At 59.0% G+C, this 17,441-nt stretch carries 18 protein-coding genes and 2 tRNA genes; 6 read left to right on the plus strand and 14 right to left on the minus strand.

The genetic code is table 11. From position 1 onward, the window contains the following. Positions 1 to 272: 272 nt before the first annotated feature. The 9 genes from ychF to AUK77_RS11315 all read right to left on the minus strand — a co-directional run bounded on the left by ychF (position 273) and on the right by AUK77_RS11315 (position 7,235). Positions 273 to 1,373 (minus strand): redox-regulated ATPase YchF, encoded by a 1,101-nt coding sequence (gene ychF / locus AUK77_RS11275; protein WP_296129649.1) that lies wholly within the window; start codon positions 1,371 to 1,373, stop codon positions 273 to 275. Positions 1,374 to 1,405: 32 nt separating this feature from the next. Further along, complete coding sequence (gene pth, locus AUK77_RS11280) at positions 1,406 to 1,996, minus strand: aminoacyl-tRNA hydrolase (RefSeq protein ID WP_296129652.1); 591 nt, start codon at positions 1,994 to 1,996, stop codon at positions 1,406 to 1,408. Positions 1,997 to 2,065: 69 nt separating this feature from the next. Beyond that, entirely contained in the window at positions 2,066 to 2,671 is a 606-nt protein-coding gene (locus AUK77_RS11285) for a 50S ribosomal protein L25/general stress protein Ctc (protein ID WP_296129655.1), read from the minus strand. Positions 2,672 to 2,784: 113 nt separating this feature from the next. Further along, positions 2,785 to 3,726, minus strand: coding sequence for a ribose-phosphate pyrophosphokinase (locus tag AUK77_RS11290; RefSeq protein WP_296129740.1), 942 nt, complete (start codon positions 3,724 to 3,726; stop codon positions 2,785 to 2,787). A 46-nt stretch (positions 3,727 to 3,772) separates the two neighbouring features. Then, positions 3,773 to 3,847: transfer RNA gene (locus AUK77_RS11295), tRNA-Gln, on the minus strand. Positions 3,848 to 3,898: 51 nt separating this feature from the next. Beyond that, positions 3,899 to 3,973, minus strand: a tRNA-Gln gene (locus AUK77_RS11300). A gap of 42 nt (positions 3,974 to 4,015) precedes the next feature. Next, on the minus strand, positions 4,016 to 4,891 hold the full coding sequence (gene ispE, locus AUK77_RS11305) for a 4-(cytidine 5'-diphospho)-2-C-methyl-D-erythritol kinase (protein ID WP_296129658.1): 876 nt from the start codon (positions 4,889 to 4,891) through the stop codon (positions 4,016 to 4,018). Beyond that, the gene (gene lolB / locus AUK77_RS11310) at positions 4,888 to 5,490 is read right to left on the minus strand and encodes a lipoprotein insertase outer membrane protein LolB (RefSeq protein WP_296129742.1); all 603 of its coding nucleotides are present in this window, start codon (positions 5,488 to 5,490) and stop codon (positions 4,888 to 4,890) included. The genes ispE and lolB overlap by 4 nt, the downstream gene beginning before the upstream one ends. A 14-nt stretch (positions 5,491 to 5,504) precedes the next feature. Beyond that, positions 5,505 to 7,235, minus strand: a complete 1,731-nt coding sequence (locus tag AUK77_RS11315; protein WP_296129660.1) for a tetratricopeptide repeat protein — start codon at positions 7,233 to 7,235, stop codon at positions 5,505 to 5,507. A 260-nt stretch (positions 7,236 to 7,495) separates the two neighbouring features. Here AUK77_RS11315 and hemA point away from each other — a divergent pair, with 260 nt between their 5' ends. The 6 genes from hemA to AUK77_RS11345 all read left to right on the plus strand — a co-directional run bounded on the left by hemA (position 7,496) and on the right by AUK77_RS11345 (position 13,001). After that, positions 7,496 to 8,791 (plus strand): glutamyl-tRNA reductase, encoded by a 1,296-nt coding sequence (gene hemA, locus AUK77_RS11320; RefSeq protein ID WP_296129663.1) that lies wholly within the window; start codon positions 7,496 to 7,498, stop codon positions 8,789 to 8,791. A gap of 9 nt (positions 8,792 to 8,800) precedes the next feature. Further along, complete coding sequence (prfA, locus tag AUK77_RS11325; RefSeq protein ID WP_296129665.1) at positions 8,801 to 9,883, plus strand: peptide chain release factor 1; 1,083 nt, start codon at positions 8,801 to 8,803, stop codon at positions 9,881 to 9,883. Positions 9,884 to 9,968: 85 nt separating this feature from the next. Then, the gene (gene prmC / locus AUK77_RS11330) at positions 9,969 to 10,802 is read left to right on the plus strand and encodes a peptide chain release factor N(5)-glutamine methyltransferase (RefSeq protein ID WP_296129668.1); all 834 of its coding nucleotides are present in this window, start codon (positions 9,969 to 9,971) and stop codon (positions 10,800 to 10,802) included. Between the two features lie 19 nt (positions 10,803 to 10,821). Continuing rightward, a complete protein-coding gene (locus tag AUK77_RS11335) occupies positions 10,822 to 11,577 on the plus strand; it encodes a molybdopterin-synthase adenylyltransferase MoeB (protein ID WP_296129744.1) in 756 nt (251 codons plus the stop codon). Beyond that, entirely contained in the window at positions 11,567 to 12,358 is a 792-nt protein-coding gene (gene murI, locus AUK77_RS11340; RefSeq protein WP_296129670.1) for a glutamate racemase, read from the plus strand. The genes AUK77_RS11335 and murI overlap by 11 nt, the downstream gene beginning before the upstream one ends. A gap of 127 nt (positions 12,359 to 12,485) precedes the next feature. Then, on the plus strand, positions 12,486 to 13,001 hold the full coding sequence (locus AUK77_RS11345) for an acyloxyacyl hydrolase (RefSeq protein WP_296129673.1): 516 nt from the start codon (positions 12,486 to 12,488) through the stop codon (positions 12,999 to 13,001). Between the two features lie 110 nt (positions 13,002 to 13,111). On the opposite strand, the gene AUK77_RS11350 is transcribed toward AUK77_RS11345, so the two are convergent. The 5 genes from AUK77_RS11350 to AUK77_RS11370 all read right to left on the minus strand — a co-directional run bounded on the left by AUK77_RS11350 (position 13,112) and on the right by AUK77_RS11370 (position 17,439). Beyond that, complete coding sequence (locus tag AUK77_RS11350) at positions 13,112 to 13,423, minus strand: YkgJ family cysteine cluster protein (protein ID WP_296129678.1); 312 nt, start codon at positions 13,421 to 13,423, stop codon at positions 13,112 to 13,114. A gap of 175 nt (positions 13,424 to 13,598) precedes the next feature. Then, positions 13,599 to 14,126: a DUF2878 domain-containing protein gene (locus AUK77_RS11355; RefSeq protein WP_296129681.1), complete on the minus strand. Its 528-nt coding sequence runs from the start codon at positions 14,124 to 14,126 to the stop codon at positions 13,599 to 13,601. After that, positions 14,119 to 15,393 carry a cyclopropane-fatty-acyl-phospholipid synthase family protein gene (locus AUK77_RS11360; RefSeq protein ID WP_296129683.1) on the minus strand — a complete coding sequence of 425 codons (1,275 nt, stop codon included), beginning with the start codon at positions 15,391 to 15,393 and terminating at the stop codon, positions 14,119 to 14,121. Before AUK77_RS11360 ends, AUK77_RS11355 begins: the two co-directional genes overlap by 8 nt. Continuing rightward, entirely contained in the window at positions 15,380 to 16,192 is an 813-nt protein-coding gene (locus AUK77_RS11365; protein WP_296129685.1) for a DUF1365 domain-containing protein, read from the minus strand. The genes AUK77_RS11360 and AUK77_RS11365 overlap by 14 nt, the downstream gene beginning before the upstream one ends. Next, on the minus strand, positions 16,192 to 17,439 hold the full coding sequence (locus tag AUK77_RS11370; protein ID WP_296129688.1) for an FAD-dependent oxidoreductase: 1,248 nt from the start codon (positions 17,437 to 17,439) through the stop codon (positions 16,192 to 16,194). The genes AUK77_RS11365 and AUK77_RS11370 overlap by 1 nt, the downstream gene beginning before the upstream one ends. Positions 17,440 to 17,441: the final 2 nt, after the last annotated feature.

Here is a 17,441-nt window from a genome sequence, read left to right on the forward strand (position 1 = left end):
GGTGTCCGGATGCTCGTGGAATGAGTGTCCGGATCAGCGTGGAATCACTGTCCGGATGTGCGTGGAATGGGTGTCCGAGTCAGCGTGGAATCCGCAGCTTACGCGCTGCGCCACTGTGGTGGGGAGTGTGGCGTCGCTAGCCTGTGCGCTGATTCTGATCCGTCGCAGCGTCATCGTGCGGTATGCAGGCATCGCCAATGAAAAACCCCTTGGACTGGTAAAGTCCAAGGGGTTTGGCGTACAGCAAGATCCGCTAGGATCTGAATGTCTGTTTAGACGTTAAAGCGGAAATGCATCACGTCGCCATCTTTTACGATGTATTCCTTGCCTTCCAAGCGCCATTTGCCAGCTTCCTTGGCACCGGCTTCGCCCTTGTATTGGATGAAGTCGTTGTAGGCGATGACTTCGGCGCGGATAAAGCCTTTTTCGAAGTCGGTGTGGATCACGCCAGCGGCCTGCGGGGCAGTAGCGCCGACTTTGACGGTCCAGGCGCGGACTTCTTCGACGCCAGCGGTGAAGTAGGTTTGCAGGTGGAGCATTTCGTAGCCGGCGCGGATGACGCGGTTCAGGCCGGGTTCTTCGAGGCCGAGGGCTTCGAGGAACATGTCTTTTTCTTCACCGTCGTCGAGTTCGGCGATTTCCGCTTCGATCTTGTTGCACACCGGCACCACAATCGCGCCTTCTTCATCGGCAATGGCGCGCACAACGTCGAGCAGCGGGTTGTTCTCAAAGCCATCTTCGGCGACGTTGGCGATGTACATCACCGGCTTGGTGGTGAGCAGATGGAAGCCACGGATCAGCGCTTTTTCGTCCGCACTCATGTTCTTCATCAGGCTGCGTGCAGGCTTGGCTTCGGTGAAGTGGTTGATCAGCTGTTCCAGCAGGCCTTTTTGCACAACGGCGTCTTTATCGCCGCCTTTGGCGTTGCGGGTGACTTTCTGCAGTTGCTTCTCGCAGCTGTCGAGGTCGGCGAAGATCAGTTCCAAGTCGATGATTTCGATATCGCGCTTGGGGTCGACGCTGTTGGCGACATGGATGACGTTTTCGTCTTCGAAGCAGCGCACTACGTGGGCAATGGCGTCTGTCTCGCGGATGTTGGCGAGGAACTTGTTGCCCAGGCCTTCACCTTTCGACGCGCCTGCTACCAGGCCGGCGATATCGACGAACTCCATAGTGGTGGGCAGGATGCGTTTGGGGTTGACGATGGCCGCCAGCGCCGCCAGGCGTGGGTCGGGCATTGCAACGATGCCGCTGTTCGGTTCGATGGTGCAGAACGGAAAGTTTTCGGCCGCAATACCGGATTTAGTGAGGGCGTTGAACAGGGTGGACTTGCCGACGTTGGGCAGGCCGACGATGCCGCAGTTGAATCCCATGGTGTGTCCCTCGCGCGAATGGCGGTAAAGAGTTAGGAGGTGGCTTTCTGGCTGTGCAGTTTGCGCATGGCGACGGTCCAGTCGCCGGCGAGTATTTCCGGCAGTACATCCAGGGCGAAGCCAATGCTGGTGTCTAGCAGCTCTTGTTCGCTGCGCGGGGCGCGACCAAGCACAAAGTTGGAAACCATACTGCTGTGCCCCGGATGGCCAATGCCAAGCCGTAGGCGGTGAAAGTTATTCTGATTGCCGAGCTGGGCGATGATATCTCGCAGCCCGTTATGTCCGCCGTGCCCGCCACCCTGTTTGAGTTTGGCGACGCCGGGGGGCATATCGAGTTCGTCGTGAGCCACCAGAATGGCTTCCGGCGCGATGCGGAAGAAATTCGCTAACGCCGCTACGGCTTGGCCGCTGCGGTTCATAAAGGTGGTGGGGATCAGTAGACGAACATCCTGGCCTTGATGGCTAAATTTACCCACCAGACCGAAATATTTTTTGTCGAGGCTTAGGTTGATGCGTTGGCTATCGGCCAAGCGCTCAACAAAAAGGGCCCCTGCATTATGCCGGGTCTGGTCGTATTCAGGACCTGGGTTACCCAAGCCAACGATCAGTTGTACGGCAGTCATGTCAGGAACCCTTATGTGGAAATGGCTCGGTAGAATCGCATACCGAGCCGGTTTCCGATGCTGCGAGATTTACTCGGCAGCGCCTTCTTCTTTGGCAACGCGGGAGGCGTGGATGTTAGCCACGGCCAGGTCGTTGCCGTGAGCCAGTGCAACCAGCTCAACGCCTTGCGGCAGTTTCAGGTCGGACAGGTGAACGATCTGGCCAACTTCAACGTTAGCCATGTCGACTTCGATGAACTCAGGCAGGTCTTTCGGCAGGCAAGCTACTTCAACTTCAACCAGTACGTGGGAAGCTTCGCCACCTTGCTGCTTCACGCCAACCGAAGTCTCTTGGTTGATGAAGTGCAGGGGTACGTGAGCGGTCAGTTTCTGGTCGGCCACTACGCGGATGAAGTCAGCATGCAGAACGAAGCCTTTAGCTGGGTGACGCTGCAGGGCTTTGATGATCACGCTTTCGTTGGTGCCGGCTACGTTCAGGTTCAGCACGTGGCTGTACGCTGCGTCGGTTTCCAGCAGTTTGGCCAGTTCTTTGGCCAGCAGGCTGATCGATTGTGGGGCTTTGTCGCCACCGTAAATTACGGCAGGAACCATGGCGACGTTACGACGCAGGCGGCGGCTCGCACCTTTCCCCAGGTCGGAACGCACTTCAGCATTCAGGGCAAATTCAACAGTCATTTCACTTCTCCAAAATAACCAAACCGTCCGTTACGCTTGCGACCAGCGACGGGACGGTTGGTTGTAAGGCCTTGCCATCAGGGCAGGGCGTTTGCGTTCAGGGTGTGTTCCGCTTAACGGAACATCGCGCTGATCGATTCTTCATTGCTGATGCGGCGAACCGCTTCAGCGACTACCGGGGCGATATCCAGTTGGCGGATGCGCGAGCAAGACTGCGCGGCGGCTGACAATGGGATGGTGTTGGTCACCACCAGTTCGTCCAGTACGGATTTTTCAATGTTCTCGATTGCACGGCCGGATAGAACCGGGTGTGTGCAATAGGCGAATACTTTCGATGCGCCATGTTCTTTCAGGGCTTTTGCCGCATGGCACAGGGTGCCGGCGGTATCCACCATGTCATCGACCAAAATGCAGGTGCGGCCTTCTACATCACCGATGATATGCATCACTTCGGAGTGGTTGGCTTTTTCGCGGCGCTTGTCGATGATCGCCAGGTCAACACCCAGGGATTTGGCCACGGCGCGTGCACGCACTACGCCGCCAATGTCTGGGGAGACAATCATCAGGTTTTCAAAGCGCTGATCTTCGATGTCGTCCACCAATACAGGTGAGCCGTAGATGTTATCTACCGGGATATCGAAGAAACCTTGAATCTGGTCAGCGTGCAGGTCGACAGTTAAAACCCGGTCGATGCCTACAACGGTGAGCATGTCAGCCACAACTTTGGCGCTGATTGCCACGCGAGCGGAACGCGGACGGCGATCCTGGCGGGCATAGCCAAAGTAGGGGATAACAGCAGTAATTCGGGTGGCTGATGAGCGGCGGAAGGCGTCTGCCATCACGACCAGTTCCATCAGGTTGTCATTGGTTGGCGCGCACGTCGGTTGAATCAGGAAGACGTCTTTACCGCGGACGTTTTCGTTGATTTCAATCATGATCTCGCCGTCGGAAAACTTACCGACAGAAGCATCACCGAGGGGAATGTGCAGCTGACGTACGATACGTCGCGCCAGATCGGGGTTAGCGTTCCCCGTAAAGACCATCATCTTGGACACGCGCAGTACCTGCCGGCTGAGGGTATACCTGGATGAGTACAGAAAATGGCAGGGGCGGCTGGATTCGAACCAACGCATGGCAGGATCAAAACCTGCTGCCTTACCGCTTGGCGACGCCCCTGTATCCTGTGTAACCAAATGCTTTAAGTTGTGTATCCGCTCCAGGACGGAATGGCAGGGGCGGCTGGATTCGAACCAACGCATGGCAGGATCAAAACCTGCTGCCTTACCGCTTGGCGACGCCCCTACATGTACAACCCGTTGCTCTATTTAACTGCAGAGCATGCATTTACTTCCTGTCCAATATTTCCAGCTTGCGGTGCAACATCGAGATGTTACTGCCTTGGGCAATGAAACTTGGCAAAGTGGCTGGAAGTTGGCGGGCGACTTTATCAGCATCGTCCTCGTTTGGGAAGCTCCCAAACACACAAGCTCCAGTGCCGGTTAATCGAGTTGGAACAAATTTGTTCAACAAGATCAAAGCGTTACGTACTTCTGGGTAACGCTTCATGACCACCGGCTGGCAGTCATTACGACCACCCCCCTCAAGAAGGTTGCGAACTTTAATGGGCGGCGTATCGCGTGTCAACTCAGGGTCGGAGAAAATTTCCGCTGTGCTGACAAGCACTTGCGGAATGGCCACGAGAAACCAGGGTTCTGGCAGGGTCACCGGCTGCAACTTTTCGCCTACGCCTTCAGCAAAGGCTGCGCGGCCACGCACAAATACCGGCACATCTGCGCCTAGGCTCAGTCCTAGAGAGGCCAATAGATCTTCGCTGCAGTTGAGCTGCCACAGGCGGTTTAGGCCGAGCAGGGTGGTGGCGGCATCCGAGCTGCCCCCGCCGATGCCTCCGCCCATGGGTAGGCGTTTGTCTAGCCAGATATCTGCGCCTAATGGGCATTGGCTGTGTTGTTGCAGCAGGCGAGCGGCACGCACGATTAGGTTGCTGTCGTGGGGCACGCCCTCAATGGCGGTGTGCAAGTGGATCTCGCCATCACGGCGCAGCGCAAAACCCAATTCGTCACCAGCGTCGAGAAACTGAAACAGGGTTTGCAGTTCGTGGTAGCCATCGGCGCGGCGGCCCAGGATATGCAGCATCAAGTTGAGTTTGGCCGGTGCCGGCAGAATCAATTCGGCAGCGGCTGGGATTGCTGTGCTGCTCATTGGCCGAGCTGGCGGGGTTGCCAGTCCTTGATCACCAAGGTGACCTGCAGGTCGTAGCCGCTGACTTTGATCCGTTCAGGCAGCCAAAAGCCGTTCTGTTCGGCGTAACTCAGGTATTCAACAAACCAACCATCTTGGCTCAGTTGCGCCAAATGGCTTTGGCTGTCGAGGTTCAGGCGGCTTTTGCTGTTAGGTGAGGGCAGCCCGCGAATCCACCAGAGCAAGTGAGAAACCGGCAGGTTGAGGCCAAGCTGATCCTGCAGTAGCTCCTCGGGGGAGGCGGCTTGGTAGCGGCCTTGATTGGCCACTTCCAGCAGAATGGCGCCAGGGCGGCCGGTCAGGCGTGCTGCGCCACGGCCCAATGGGCCAGACAGGCGAATGTCGTAATAGTCTTGGCGTTGCAGCCAGAACAAGGTGCCGCTGCCGGAATCTTTCGGGGCGCGGATGCCAACCTTGCCATTGATTTGCCAGGCGTCGAGGCGGCTGATTTGCTCTTTGTGGGCCTGCCAGCGCTGTGCATCGCCCTTGCCTTCAAGGGCTTCTTTGGATGTCAGGCCCGCGCAGCCCGCGAGCAGGGTGATCAACCCAAGGGTGATCAGGTAACGAACAGCCTTCAAGGTGTTTCTGCTCCGGTCAGGCGCTGCAGGGTGCTGCGCAGAATTTTACTGTCGGGTTGGGCTTTCAGTGCGTCTCGCCAGACTTGCCGCGCTTCTTTTTGCTTGCCCTGTGCCCACAGTACTTCGCCTAAATGAGCGGCGACTTCTTGGTCGGGAAACTGCTTTAACGCCTTGCGCAGTAAGCGCTCGGCCTCAGTGAGATTGCCTAGGCGATAATTGACCCAACCCAGGCTGTCGATGATGGCCGGGTCATTCGGGTCAAGCTGGTGGGCTTGCTCAATCAGTGCTTTGGCTTCGCTGAAGCGCGTGGTGCGGTCAGCCAGTGTATAGCCGAGGGCGTTGAGCGCCATGGCATTGTCTGGCTCACGCTCGAGGATAAAGCGCAGGTCACTTTCCAGCAGCGCCAGGTCGCCACGTTTTTCGGCCAGCATGGCGCGGGTGTAAAGCAGGTTGAGGTCTTCAGGGAACTGTTCCAGGCCCTGCTTGATCACTTGCCAGGCCCGCTCGTTGTTGTGAGCCTCAGACCACGCCTCGGCTTCGATCAAGAACAGCTGAATGGCGTAATCGGGCTGATTTTCGCGGTTCTTGCGCAGCTGTTCGGCGGCCTCTTCCCCCCGTTGCTGAGCAAACAGCAGCTCTGTTTGTCGTGCTTGGGCTGGCAGGAAGTCATTGCCGGGGCCCACGAGGCCGTATTCGATCAGTGCGCTTTCGCCTTCGCCAAGTGCTTCATAGGCGCGCGCCATGTTGTAGTGCGCTGCATCAACATGACTGCCACGCTCAACCAGTTCTTCCAGATAAACGATGGCCTCTTTCCAGGCTTCAGCTTCCAGGCATACCAGTGCCAACGAGAAGCGCATGTCATCGTCTTCAGGATGCTGTTGCAGCAGTTCAACAAACTCCCCTTTGGCGTCATCAAGGCGATTTTCGCTCACCAGCAGGCGCGCATAGGTGAGGCGCAGGCGCTTATCGCGAGGGTGCTTTTTGATGCCGGCTTCCAGCAGTGGCAATGCCTCTTTATTGCGCTGCAGGCTTTGCAGCAGGCGCGCATGCAGAAGAATGGAGGCGATTGGACGGTCTTTGCTGGGCTGTTGCTCCAGCAGGGCCAGGGCTTCTTCCGGGCGGTCGTCCTGTTGCAGTAACAAGGCTTTGCCAAACTGCAGTTGGCTGTTGTCTGGGTATTTGCTTTGCAGGCGATCAAAGCCTTGCAGCATGCCTGCACGGGTTTCACTGTCGGTTTCTGCCGCCGACAGGGCGAGGAAATCAAAGTGGGTGTTGCCCTGGCGTTGCAGCACGGTCTCCATAAATTTCATGGATTCGTCGTATCGGCCGGCGCGCGCCAGTTGCACGGCGGCGGCGCGCAGTGCATCGATATTCTCGGGGGCGGTTTTGGCCCACAGCAGGCTGGTTTCTAGGGCGGCTTGTTCCGCGCCCAGGTACTCCGCGATGCGGAAACCGCGCTCGGCGACGCCAGCATCTTGGGTGGCATTGGCCTGCTGGAGGTAATTATCCAGGGCAATGTCAAACCGGTTGCGTTGTCCCGCCAGCTCAGCGGTCAGCAGTGCCAGCACGGTTTCCTGACTAAAGGCCCGGTAAACCTGAGGCTGCGCCGGTTGCTCGGTGATGGCGGGGTCTTCGACTGGCGCAACACCGTCAGGCGATGAAGGTGCAAACGTCTGGCAGCCGCTCAGTAGAGCAGCGGCAGTGAGCAAGGCTAAGGATCTGTTCATAGGGGAAATATGTGGCCAACCTGCGTTTTGGGCATCATGACACAAGCGCTGGGGCAAGCCCATGGGCCGTCATGATCCTGATTGAGAGCGGTGTCTGTGCCGTGTTTAGCAGCATGGCAGTGCGTTGAGCCAGCCTTTTTATGCATCTGCGGTTGCTCGGCATGTCGCGTGTGGCTATTGAGACAATAGGCAGCAGTGGTTGTTCTCGCTTTGCCGAAGTAGGACAATTGCCGGCTTCCACTCCCTGTCAGCGATCCTGCATGGCCTTTATTGCCCTTGGTATCAACCACAAGACCGCCTCGGTGGATGTTCGCGAGCGTGTGGCATTTACGCCAGAGCAGTTGGTTGAAGCTTTGCAGCAACTTTGCCAGCGCACCAGCAGCCGCGAGGCGGCGATTCTTTCTACTTGCAACCGCAGCGAACTTTACCTTGAACAGGATGGGTTAGGCGTTGACGAGGTGCTCAACTGGCTGGCCACTTATCATCGCCTGAGTCTGGATGAACTGCGTGCTTGCGCTTACATCCATACCGATGATGAAGCCGTGCGGCACATGATGCGCGTGGCTTCGGGGCTGGACTCCATGGTGCTCGGCGAGCCGCAGATTCTTGGTCAGATGAAGTCCGCGTTTGCCGTGGCCCGTGAGGCTGGCACCCTTGGACCGCTACTCGGGCGGCTGTTTCAGGCCACCTTCAGTACGGCCAAAACCGTGCGCACCGACACGGCTATCGGCGAAAACCCGGTGTCGGTGGCCTTTGCTGCTGTCAGTCTGGCCAAGCAGATTTTCGCTGATCTGCACCGCAGTCAGGCCTTGCTGATTGGCGCCGGTGAGACTATCAGTCTGGTGGCTCGGCACCTGCATGATCAGGGCATCAAACGCATCGTGGTGGCCAACCGCACACTGGAGCGTGCCAGCAGCCTGGCGGAGCAGTTTGGTGCGCATGCGGTGCTGCTTTCTGAAATTCCGGATGAGCTGGTCAACAGCGACATCGTCATCAGCTCGACGGCCAGTCAACTGCCGATTTTGGGTAAGGGTGCGGTGGAACGGGCGCTCAAGCAGCGCAAACACAAGCCGATTTTTATGGTCGATATCGCCGTGCCGCGCGACATCGAGCCGGAAGTTGGCGAGTTGGACGACGTGTATCTGTATACCGTTGATGACCTGCACGAGGTTATTGAGGAAAACCTCAAGAGCCGTCAGGGCGCAGCGCAGGCCGCTGAAGAGTTGGTCAGCGTCGGTGCCCGTGATTTTATGCAGCGTTTGCGCGAGCTTGCGGCCGTTGACGTGCTCAAGGCCTATCGCCAGCAGGCTGAGCGTTTGCGTGATGACGAGTTGAATAAGGCGCTGCGCTTACTGGCCAATGGCAGCAGCCCAGAAGAGGTGCTGGCGCAATTGGCGCGTGGCCTGACTAACAAGCTGCTGCATGCTCCCAGTGTGCAGCTGAAAAAATTCTCTGCTGACGGCCGCGTCGATGCGCTGGGCGTCGCTCAAGAACTGTTTGCCCTCGACGAGGGCGTGCCGTCCGCTTCGTCCCAAAGCGGTTCGGCCAATCAATAAAGGTCTGCAATGAAAGCGTCACTGATCAACAAACTCGACCTGTTGCAGGATCGTTTCGAAGAACTGACCGCACTGTTGGGTGATGCTGAAGTCATCAGCAATCAAACCCAGTTTCGCGCCTACTCCAAGGAGTACGCCGAACTTGAGCCTGTGTATCAAGCGTTCAGCGCCTTTCGTAAAGTGCAGGCCGATTTGGAAAGTGCCCAGGCGCTGCTCAAAGACAGCGACCCGGACATGCGTGAAATGGCCGAGGAAGAAGTCGCGCAGGCCAAGGAACAACTGGTCGAGTTGGAAGCCACCTTGCAGCGCATGCTGCTGCCCAAAGACCCGAATGACGGGCGTAACGTCTTCCTTGAAGTGCGCGCCGGGACGGGCGGCGACGAGGCGGCGATTTTCTCCGGCGATCTGTTCCGCATGTACTCGCGCTATGCCGAAAAGCAGGGCTGGCGTGTTGAAGTATTGTCGGCCAGCGAAGGCGAGCATGGCGGTTTTAAGGAAGTGATTGCGCGGGTGGAGGGCGACAACGTCTACGGCAAACTCAAGTTCGAGTCGGGCGCACACCGTGTGCAGCGCGTGCCGGAGACCGAATCTCAGGGCCGTATCCACACCTCGGCCTGTACTGTTGCCGTGCTGCCTGAGCCGGATGAGCAAATGGCCATCGACATCAATCCGGCGGACCTGCGTGTGGACACTTACCGCAGCTCCGGTGCCGGTGGTCAGCACGTTAACACCACCGACTCAGCCATCCGCATCACCCACATCCCCACTGGCACCGTGGTGGAATGTCAGGAAGAGCGTTCGCAGCACAAGAACCGCGCCAAGGCCATGGCCTGGCTGGCGGCGAAGCTCAAAGACCAGCAGGAAGCCGCCGCGCACAAGGAAATTTCCGACTCGCGTAAATTGCTGGTGGGTTCCGGCGACCGCTCCGAGCGCATTCGCACCTACAACTTCCCGCAGGGGCGGGTGACCGATCACCGCATCAACCTGACCTTGTATTCGCTCAATGAAGTGATCGCCGGCGGCGTTGAGGCGATCATCGAGCCGCTGTTGGTCGAATACCAAGCCGATCAGTTGGCTGCGTTGGGCGATTGATGCGGCTGTTCGCGTAGCCCGGATGCAATCCGGGAGTGACCGCTGAAGCATGTCCCGGATGCATCCGGGCTACGGAATAAATGCCATGGCCACCATTGAATCCCTGCTCAACCACGCCGCCTTACCTCATTCGCCGACCCCACGGTTGGACGCTGAGCTGTTGCTTGCGGACGTTTTGGGTAAACCGCGCAGCTACCTGCACACCTGGCCGGAGCGCGAGCTGGAGGCTGAGCAGCTTGAGCGCTATCAGGCGATGTTGGCGCGGCGACAGGCCGGTGAGCCGGTGGCTTATATCCTTGGCCAGCAGGGCTTTTGGAGCCTGGAGCTGGAAGTGGCGCCGCATACGCTGATTCCTCGCCCCGACACTGAGCTGCTGGTGGAAACAGCTCTGGCGCTGCTGCCGGGCACACCGTCGACCCTTCTGGATCTGGGCACTGGCACCGGGGCGATTGCCTTGGCCTTGGCCTGCGAACGCCCTGCGTGGCGTTTGACCGGGGTGGATCGTGTTCCTGAAGCGGTGGCCCTGGCAGAGCGCAATCGAGCGCGGCTTAAACTGAGCAATGTGCGGTTTATCGAGAGCCAGTGGTTCAGTGCGCTGGCGGGCGAGCGCTATCAGCTGATCGTCAGCAACCCCCCCTATATTGCAGCCGATGATCACCATCTGGCCGAAGGCGATGTGCGTTTCGAGCCGAGCAGCGCTTTGGTGGCGGGCGCAGATGGGCTCGACGATATTCGCCTGATCATTGCGCAGGCTCCGGAACATCTGGAAGCCGGTGGCTGGCTGCTGCTGGAGCATGGCTTTGATCAGGCTGTAGCGGTGCGTGAGCTGCTGAGTGCGCGTGGCTTTAGCGCGGTGGAAAGTCGGCGTGACCTCGGCGGCCATGAGCGCATCAGTTTGGGACGCTTTTTCCATGAGTGAAGCCATGGACACAGAGAACATGCTGAGCGACGAAGAACTGCTGCGCTATAGCCGGCAGATCCTGCTGCAACAGATCGATATCGCCGGGCAGCTGCGCCTGAAAAACAGCCGTGCGCTGATCATCGGCCTTGGCGGCTTGGGTTCGCCAGTGGCACTGTATCTGGCGGCTGCAGGTGTCGGAGAGTTGCATCTGGCGGATTTTGATACGGTCGACCTGACCAACCTGCAACGGCAGATCGCCCACGACACTGCCAGCATCGGTCAGAGCAAAGTCGACTCGGCCAGCAAACGCTTGTTGGCGATCAATACGCAGTTGCGCTTGCACGCGCATCGCGAGGGCCTGGACAGCGACTCTCTGGCGGCAGCCGTGGCGGCTGTCGATGTGGTGCTGGATTGCTCGGACAACTTCACCACCCGCGAAGCGGTCAATGCCGCGTGCGTGGCGGCCAAGGTGCCACTGGTCAGCGGCGCGGCGATCCGCCTAGAAGGTCAACTCTCGGTATTCGACCCGCGTCGTGACGACAGCCCCTGCTACCACTGCCTCTATGGTCATGGCAGTGAAGCCGAGCTGACCTGCAGCGAAGCCGGTGTGGTTGGCCCGCTGGTCGGTCTGGTCGGCAGCTTGCAGGCACTGGAGGCCTTGAAGCTGCTGGCGCAGTTCGGTGAGCCGCTGGTGGGGCGTTTGCTGCTGATTGATGCCTTGAACAGCCGTTTCCGTGAACTGCGGGTCAAGCGTGATCCGGGCTGCGCCGTGTGTGGTGTGCATGCCCAGTAACGCGCCGATTGGCGTATTCGACTCCGGCGTCGGCGGGCTGTCGGTGCTGCGTGAGATGCGCGCGCTGCTGCCCAATGAGTCGCTGCTGTATATCGCCGACAGCGGCCATGTGCCCTACGGCGAGAAAAGCCCGGAATTTATCCGTGAGCGCTGCCGGGTATTGGCTGAGTTTCTGCTCGCCCAGGGAGCTAAGGCGTTGGTGTTGGCCTGCAATACCGCCACAGTGGCTGGTGTGGCCGAGTTGCGAGAGTTATATCCGCAGCTGCCCTTAGTGGGCATGGAACCGGCGGTTAAGCCAGCGGCTGCCGCCACCCAGAGCGGCGTGGTGGGTGTGCTGGCCACCACCGGCACGCTGAAAAGCGCCAAGTTCGCCGCCTTGCTCGACCGCTTTGCCAGTGATGTGCGGGTGATCACCCAGCCGTGTCCGGGCTTGGTCGAATGTATCGAGGCGGGTGAGTTGGATAGCCTCACCACCCGGCAGTTGCTGCAGGGTTTTGTCACGCCGCTGCTGGATCAGGGCTGCGACACGCTGATTCTCGGTTGCACCCATTACCCCTTTATCAAACCGTTGCTGCGCACTCTGGTGCCGGATTCGATCAGCTTGATCGACACCGGTGCAGCGGTGGCGCGGCAGGTGCAACGGTTGTTGGCCCAGGCCGATCTGCTCGCCAGCGGCCCGGCGCAGCCCGCGCAGTTTTGGTCGAGTGGTGATCCGGCCGCCATGCAGCGCATCTTGCCTCTGCTGTGGGGCGAGCCAGGCGCTGTGCGAGCATTGCCTTAGGCCTGGGCGGCCTCGTTTTGCTTGCCCACTATGAAACGCCAACAGCCCATCAGCTCACTTCGCGCTAAAGCTACCTATACTCGTGCTGTTACAAATGGTTTCTAACTTGGCCTGAAAGGAAATTGGCATGAGAAAAGTACTGACCTTGGCCGCTGCGGCGGCGTTGGCATGGGGGCAGTTGGGTGCTGCGCAGGCGATGGACCTGAGTGTGGCCATTGGGCAAACCGGTGACTCGATCATGACCTACCGGCTGGGGGCGCAGTTCGATTTCAAGCGCAGTTGGTTTGCCAGTGATGTGGGTCGCCTGACCGGTTATTGGGATGCCGGCTACACCTACTGGGAAGGCGATCTAACTGCTAGTAACCACAGCGTCTCGTTCAGCCCGGTGTTCGTTTATGAGTTTGCCGGCGAGCGTTTCAAACCCTATATCGAGGCTGGGATCGGTGTGGCGGCGTTTAGCAGCACTGAATTGGAAGATAACGACCTGGCCACTTCATTCCAGTTTGAAGACCGTCTCGGCGTGGGCGTGCGCTTCGCCGGCCAGGAAATCGGTATTCGTGCGCTGCACTACTCCAATGCGGGCATCAAACAGCCGAACCAAGGTGTCGAAAATTACACCCTGCATTACCGCATGAGCTTCTGACGCCTGCAGTCATTAAAAAACCGGATCACAGTCCGGTTTTTTAATGACCTTTTCCCGTCTCAGCGTTCCACTGTCTCCTGGCTGGCGCAATGCTAGGTAGCCCAGCAGCTTTAGCGGTAGATGCTGCCCATGCCTTTGCGCTCGTCGAGGCATTCCGGCGAGGCGGTTTCAAATTCGCGGCAGATCAGTGGGCGAACTTCGTAGATGGTGCAGCGCATGCTGTTACGGTCCAGCGCAGCGCACCAGCCATCGTCCAAGCGCAGCATCACTTCGCCACCCCAGTCATCCGTGTCGATATAGCGGGGCGGTACGCCGGTGTCGGTGATCAGCATGACTTCCAGCTGGCAGCAGCAAGCGGCGCAGTTGGAGCAACTGACGGCTTCTTCGTTAGGCAACTGGGTATGGGGGATGTTCTCGCTCATGCCGCGCAGTTTACGCCAATGGTGTGAGTGCGGCGTAGCGGTCGATGTTGGGTGGATGGGTGAAGCCTCATCCACCCAACCAAGTCACGGGATTTGCGCAGAAGCATAGGACTCAATAGGGAATGCCTGTTTATTGCGCCTTCGTTGCGCTCAACCAATGCGGCCCCAGCTTAGCCTAGGCCGATTGACGGGTTCTCAGCGTCTGCTCGTATTGCGCTCGATAGAGTTTGGCAAAGCCATGCAGCACGGGCATCACCAGCGCCCAAATTACGGCGAGCAGCAGCAGGGTCTGCCAGGTGCCATAGGGCAGGCCGACGCCAGCAATCTGTGCACCCGCGTAATAGGAGAGCGGGGCTACAATCGCGCCAAGCAGGCTGCCACGCCACCAGGGTTGGGCTGTCCAGGCCATGCAGTGGTTTAGAGTGGTGGCCAGCAGCAGCCACAGGCTGGCCAGCCAGAGTGGGACCAGCACGCGTGGTTCACCGAAATCAAACACCCCCATGTTCAGTAAAAAACTGTCCAGGGCGCTGCCAACAATAAACACGCTGACCAGCAGTTTGCCTTCGGCCGCCCAACTGCTGGTCCACAGCAGGTGCACCAGTACGACGGCCAAGGCCACCAACAGCCACAGGCTGTCGCCACCAAACACGCTGGCGAACCAGCCAAGCTGAAACAGCAGGGTGTTGACGATCAACTTAGCCATCAAAGTTTCCTAGCAGAGGGGCAGGGCGCGCGGCGGGTTTGGCCAGCAGCAATTGCGCGGTGCCGATGGTGCGCTCGATAAAGCCGCCCTCGCAATAGCACAGGTAGAACTCCCACAGGCGGAAGAAGTAATCGTCGTAGCCCTGTTGCTCCAGCTTGTGCCGGGCATGGCGCAGGTTGTCGTGCCAGATGCGCAGCGTGCGCGCGTAGTGCAGGCCGAAGTCTTCCATGTGGTGCAGGTTCATGTCGGTCTTGGCAGTGATGATTTCCAGCATTTTGTTTACCGACGGCAATGCGCCACCGGGGAAAATGTAGCGCTGGATAAAATCGACGGCGTTCTTCGCCTGCTCATAGCGCTGGTCACGAATGGTGATGGCCTGCAGCAACATCAGCCCGTCGGGCTTGAGCAGGTTGGCGCATTGCTGGAAGTAGGTGGGCAGGAAGCGATGGCCCACGGCTTCGATCATCTCGATGGACACCAGCTTGTCGTACTGGCCGCGCAGGTCGCGGTAATCCTCCAGCAGCAGGGTGATTTGCCCTTCCAGCCCTTGCTGTTTGATGCGTCGTTCGGTGTAGGCGAACTGCTCGCGTGACAGCGTGGTGGTGGTGACTTTGCAGCCGTAGTGGGTGGCCGCGTAGATGGCCATGCTGCCCCAGCCGGTGCCGATTTCCAGCAGGTGATCACTGGGCTTGAGCGCGAGCTTCTGGCAGATGCGCTCAAGTTTATTCAACTGCGCCTGCTCAAGGCTGTCGTCAGCGCTTTTAAACATGGCCGCCGAGTACATCATGGTTGGGTCGAGGAACTGTTCAAACAGGTCATTGCCCAGGTCGTAGTGCGCCGAGATGTTCTTGCGCGAACCTTTGCGCGTGTTGCGATTGAGCCAGTGCAGCCCTTGGACAAGCGGGCGACCGAGCTGCGCCAGGCCGCTTTCCATGGCGTCGAGTACATCCAGGTTGCTGACAAATACGCGAACCACCGCCGTCAGGTCTGGCGATGTCCAGTAACCGTGGATATAGGCTTCACCCGAGCCAATCGAGCCATTACCCGCGACCAGGCCCCACACTGCACCATCCTGCACGTGGATTTCTGCGCACAGGTTGGAGTGAGGGTCGCCGAACTCCATGCGCTCGTCGCCTTCCACAATCACCAACTGGCCATGACGCAGCTGCTTGAGTTGGCGCATCACGGCGCGGCGCAACAGGCTGGCACCGATACCGCTGCCGGCACGCACAACATGTTTGGCGGAGGTCAGGCTAGAGCTTTTCATGGGATACATCCTTTGATGCGGTGCGGGCAACGCGGAAATCACCTTCTGCGGCCCGATGAGTGAAAAGGGGAATGCGTTTGAGCAGCAGGCGCAGCGCTTGCCAGTAAATGGCGGCGACGGTCTTGCCGGTCATCCAGGGGAACTGCAGCAGGTAGTGATGCAGGCTGCTGCGGTTGAGCGGTGTACGGTGCAGACTGAGGCTGGCATCGAAGAGTTTTTCATCGGCTTGCCAGTCGGCCATGTGAATACCTAAGCGCTCGCCGGCTGGGCTGAAACTCATGCGGTATTCCAGCTCGCGCGGTAAAAACGGCGAAACATGAAACGCCTTGGCCACGGCCACGTGCAGATGGCCATCGCCCTCGGCGGGCAGCACATAGTGGTAGCGCTCACGGAACGGCGTGTTGCTGACTTCGCAAAGAATCGCCGCCAACCGCCCGTCCGCCTCGTGGCAGTAGAAGAAGCTGGCCGGATTAAAACTCAAGCCCCAGCTACGCGGTTGGGTCAGCAGGCAAATCGCGCCCAAAGGCGTGCGGCCAAGCGCTTGAGTCACGCGCTGCCGAACGGCATCGATCAGTGACATGCCAACCGTGGTGAACTGCGGCAGGTAGTCGGTTTCACGAAAGGCAAACGGCGCAAAGCGTCCACGGCCGGCCAGCGGCGACAGGGCCAGCACCGCGTCTTGCTCGCTCAGGTCGAGGTACAGCAAGCCCATGCGATAGCGGAAGTTGTGCTGGCGCGGCGCAAATCGCCGGTGCTGCACCCAGCCGCTGTACAAGGCGCTGTTGACGATCGTGCTCATTACAACGACTCACCAAATTCACGGGCCACGCGCAATGCGCTGACCACGCCGTCTTCATGGAAGCCGCTGGCCCAGTAAGCACCGCAGAAGTAACTGTGGTTGGCGCCGAGCAGTTCTTGCCAGCGCGCTTGCGCCGCCATGCCGTCCAGGCTGTATTGCGGGTGAGCGTAGGTAAAGCGCGCGAGAATTTTGTTTGGGTCGATGGCGGCTGTCTGGTTCAGGCTGACGCAGAAGGTGCTGTCACTCTGGATGCCTTGCAGGATGTTCATGTCATAGGTGACGGCGGCGGGCTGATCCACAGGCCCGCCCAATCGGTAGTTCCAACTGGCCCAAGCCATCGGCCGTTTGGGCAGCAGGCGGGTATCGGTGTGCAGCACCACGTCGTTATCGGCATACGGCAGCGCGCCGAGGATGGATTGCTCGGTGTCGCTCGGCTGCGCCAGCAAGCCAAGTGCTTGATCGCTGTGGCAGGCAAACACCACCTTGTCGAAGCGCTCAATGCCAGCATTGCTGTGCACGATCACGCCATCGGCGTCGCGCTCTACGCGTGTGACTGGGCAGTTGAGGCGGATCTTCTCGCGAAATGACTCGGTCAGGGGCGCGATGTAGCTGCTGGAGCCGCCTTCAATCACACACCACTGCGGCCGGTCGCTGACCGAGAGCAGGCCGTGATTCTTGAAAAAGCGCACGAAGAATTGCAGCGGAAAACCAAGCATGTCCGCCAGTGACATCGACCAGATCGCCGCGCCCATAGGCACGATGTAATGCTGGATAAAACGCTCGCTGTACGCATTGGCCTTCAGGTAGTCACCGAGGGTCATGTCGGCGGCGATGCGCTGGTTGTTGAGGTCCAGCAGGGCTTCGCGGTTAAAGCGCAGGATGTCGCGCACCATGCCAATAAACTTGGGTGAAAACAGGTTGCGGCGCTGGGCAAACAAGGTGTTGAGGCTATGCCCGTTGTACTCCACGCCAGTCAGCGGATCGCTGACCGAAAAGCTCATTTCGGTGTCCTTGAACCCTACGCCCAACTGGCTAAGCAGGCGGATAAAGTTCGGGTAGGTCCAGTCGTTGAACACAATAAAGCCGGTGTCCACGGCGTACCGCTGCCCGTTCACCTCAACATCAACGGTGTGGGTATGACCGCCAATCCAGTCGCTGGCTTCAAACACCGTGATCTCGTGGCGGCGGTTGAGCAGGTAGGCGCTGGTGAGGCCGGCAATGCCGCTGCCGATAATGGCAATTTTCATGG

Source organism: Pseudomonas sp. Ga0074129 (assembly GCA_001465025.1).
Lineage (GTDB): Bacteria > Pseudomonadota > Gammaproteobacteria > Pseudomonadales > Pseudomonadaceae > Aquipseudomonas.

What these genes read in the sequence shown, in the direction of transcription:
- AUK77_RS11370 (WP_296129688.1), bottom strand. Translation starts at nt 17,439, where the DNA reads ATGAAAATTGCCATTATCGGCAGCGGCATTGCCGGCCTCACCAGCGCC.
- ychF (WP_296129649.1), bottom strand. Translation starts at nt 1,373, where the DNA reads ATGGGATTCAACTGCGGCATCGTCGGCCTGCCCAACGTCGGCAAGTCC.
- AUK77_RS11360 (WP_296129683.1), bottom strand. Translation starts at nt 15,393, where the DNA reads ATGAAAAGCTCTAGCCTGACCTCCGCCAAACATGTTGTGCGTGCCGGC.
- hemA (WP_296129663.1), top strand. Translation starts at nt 7,496, where the DNA reads ATGGCCTTTATTGCCCTTGGTATCAACCACAAGACCGCCTCGGTGGAT.
- prmC (WP_296129668.1), top strand. Translation starts at nt 9,969, where the DNA reads ATGGCCACCATTGAATCCCTGCTCAACCACGCCGCCTTACCTCATTCG.
- AUK77_RS11350 (WP_296129678.1), bottom strand. Translation starts at nt 13,423, where the DNA reads ATGAGCGAGAACATCCCCCATACCCAGTTGCCTAACGAAGAAGCCGTC.
- AUK77_RS11355 (WP_296129681.1), bottom strand. Translation starts at nt 14,126, where the DNA reads ATGGCTAAGTTGATCGTCAACACCCTGCTGTTTCAGCTTGGCTGGTTC.
- pth (WP_296129652.1), bottom strand. Translation starts at nt 1,996, where the DNA reads ATGACTGCCGTACAACTGATCGTTGGCTTGGGTAACCCAGGTCCTGAA.
- AUK77_RS11365 (WP_296129685.1), bottom strand. Translation starts at nt 16,192, where the DNA reads ATGAGCACGATCGTCAACAGCGCCTTGTACAGCGGCTGGGTGCAGCAC.
- AUK77_RS11285 (WP_296129655.1), bottom strand. Translation starts at nt 2,671, where the DNA reads ATGACTGTTGAATTTGCCCTGAATGCTGAAGTGCGTTCCGACCTGGGG.
- AUK77_RS11345 (WP_296129673.1), top strand. Translation starts at nt 12,486, where the DNA reads ATGAGAAAAGTACTGACCTTGGCCGCTGCGGCGGCGTTGGCATGGGGG.
- ispE (WP_296129658.1), bottom strand. Translation starts at nt 4,891, where the DNA reads ATGAGCAGCACAGCAATCCCAGCCGCTGCCGAATTGATTCTGCCGGCA.
- prfA (WP_296129665.1), top strand. Translation starts at nt 8,801, where the DNA reads ATGAAAGCGTCACTGATCAACAAACTCGACCTGTTGCAGGATCGTTTC.
- murI (WP_296129670.1), top strand. Translation starts at nt 11,567, where the DNA reads ATGCCCAGTAACGCGCCGATTGGCGTATTCGACTCCGGCGTCGGCGGG.
- AUK77_RS11315 (WP_296129660.1), bottom strand. Translation starts at nt 7,235, where the DNA reads ATGAACAGATCCTTAGCCTTGCTCACTGCCGCTGCTCTACTGAGCGGC.
- AUK77_RS11335 (WP_296129744.1), top strand. Translation starts at nt 10,822, where the DNA reads ATGCTGAGCGACGAAGAACTGCTGCGCTATAGCCGGCAGATCCTGCTG.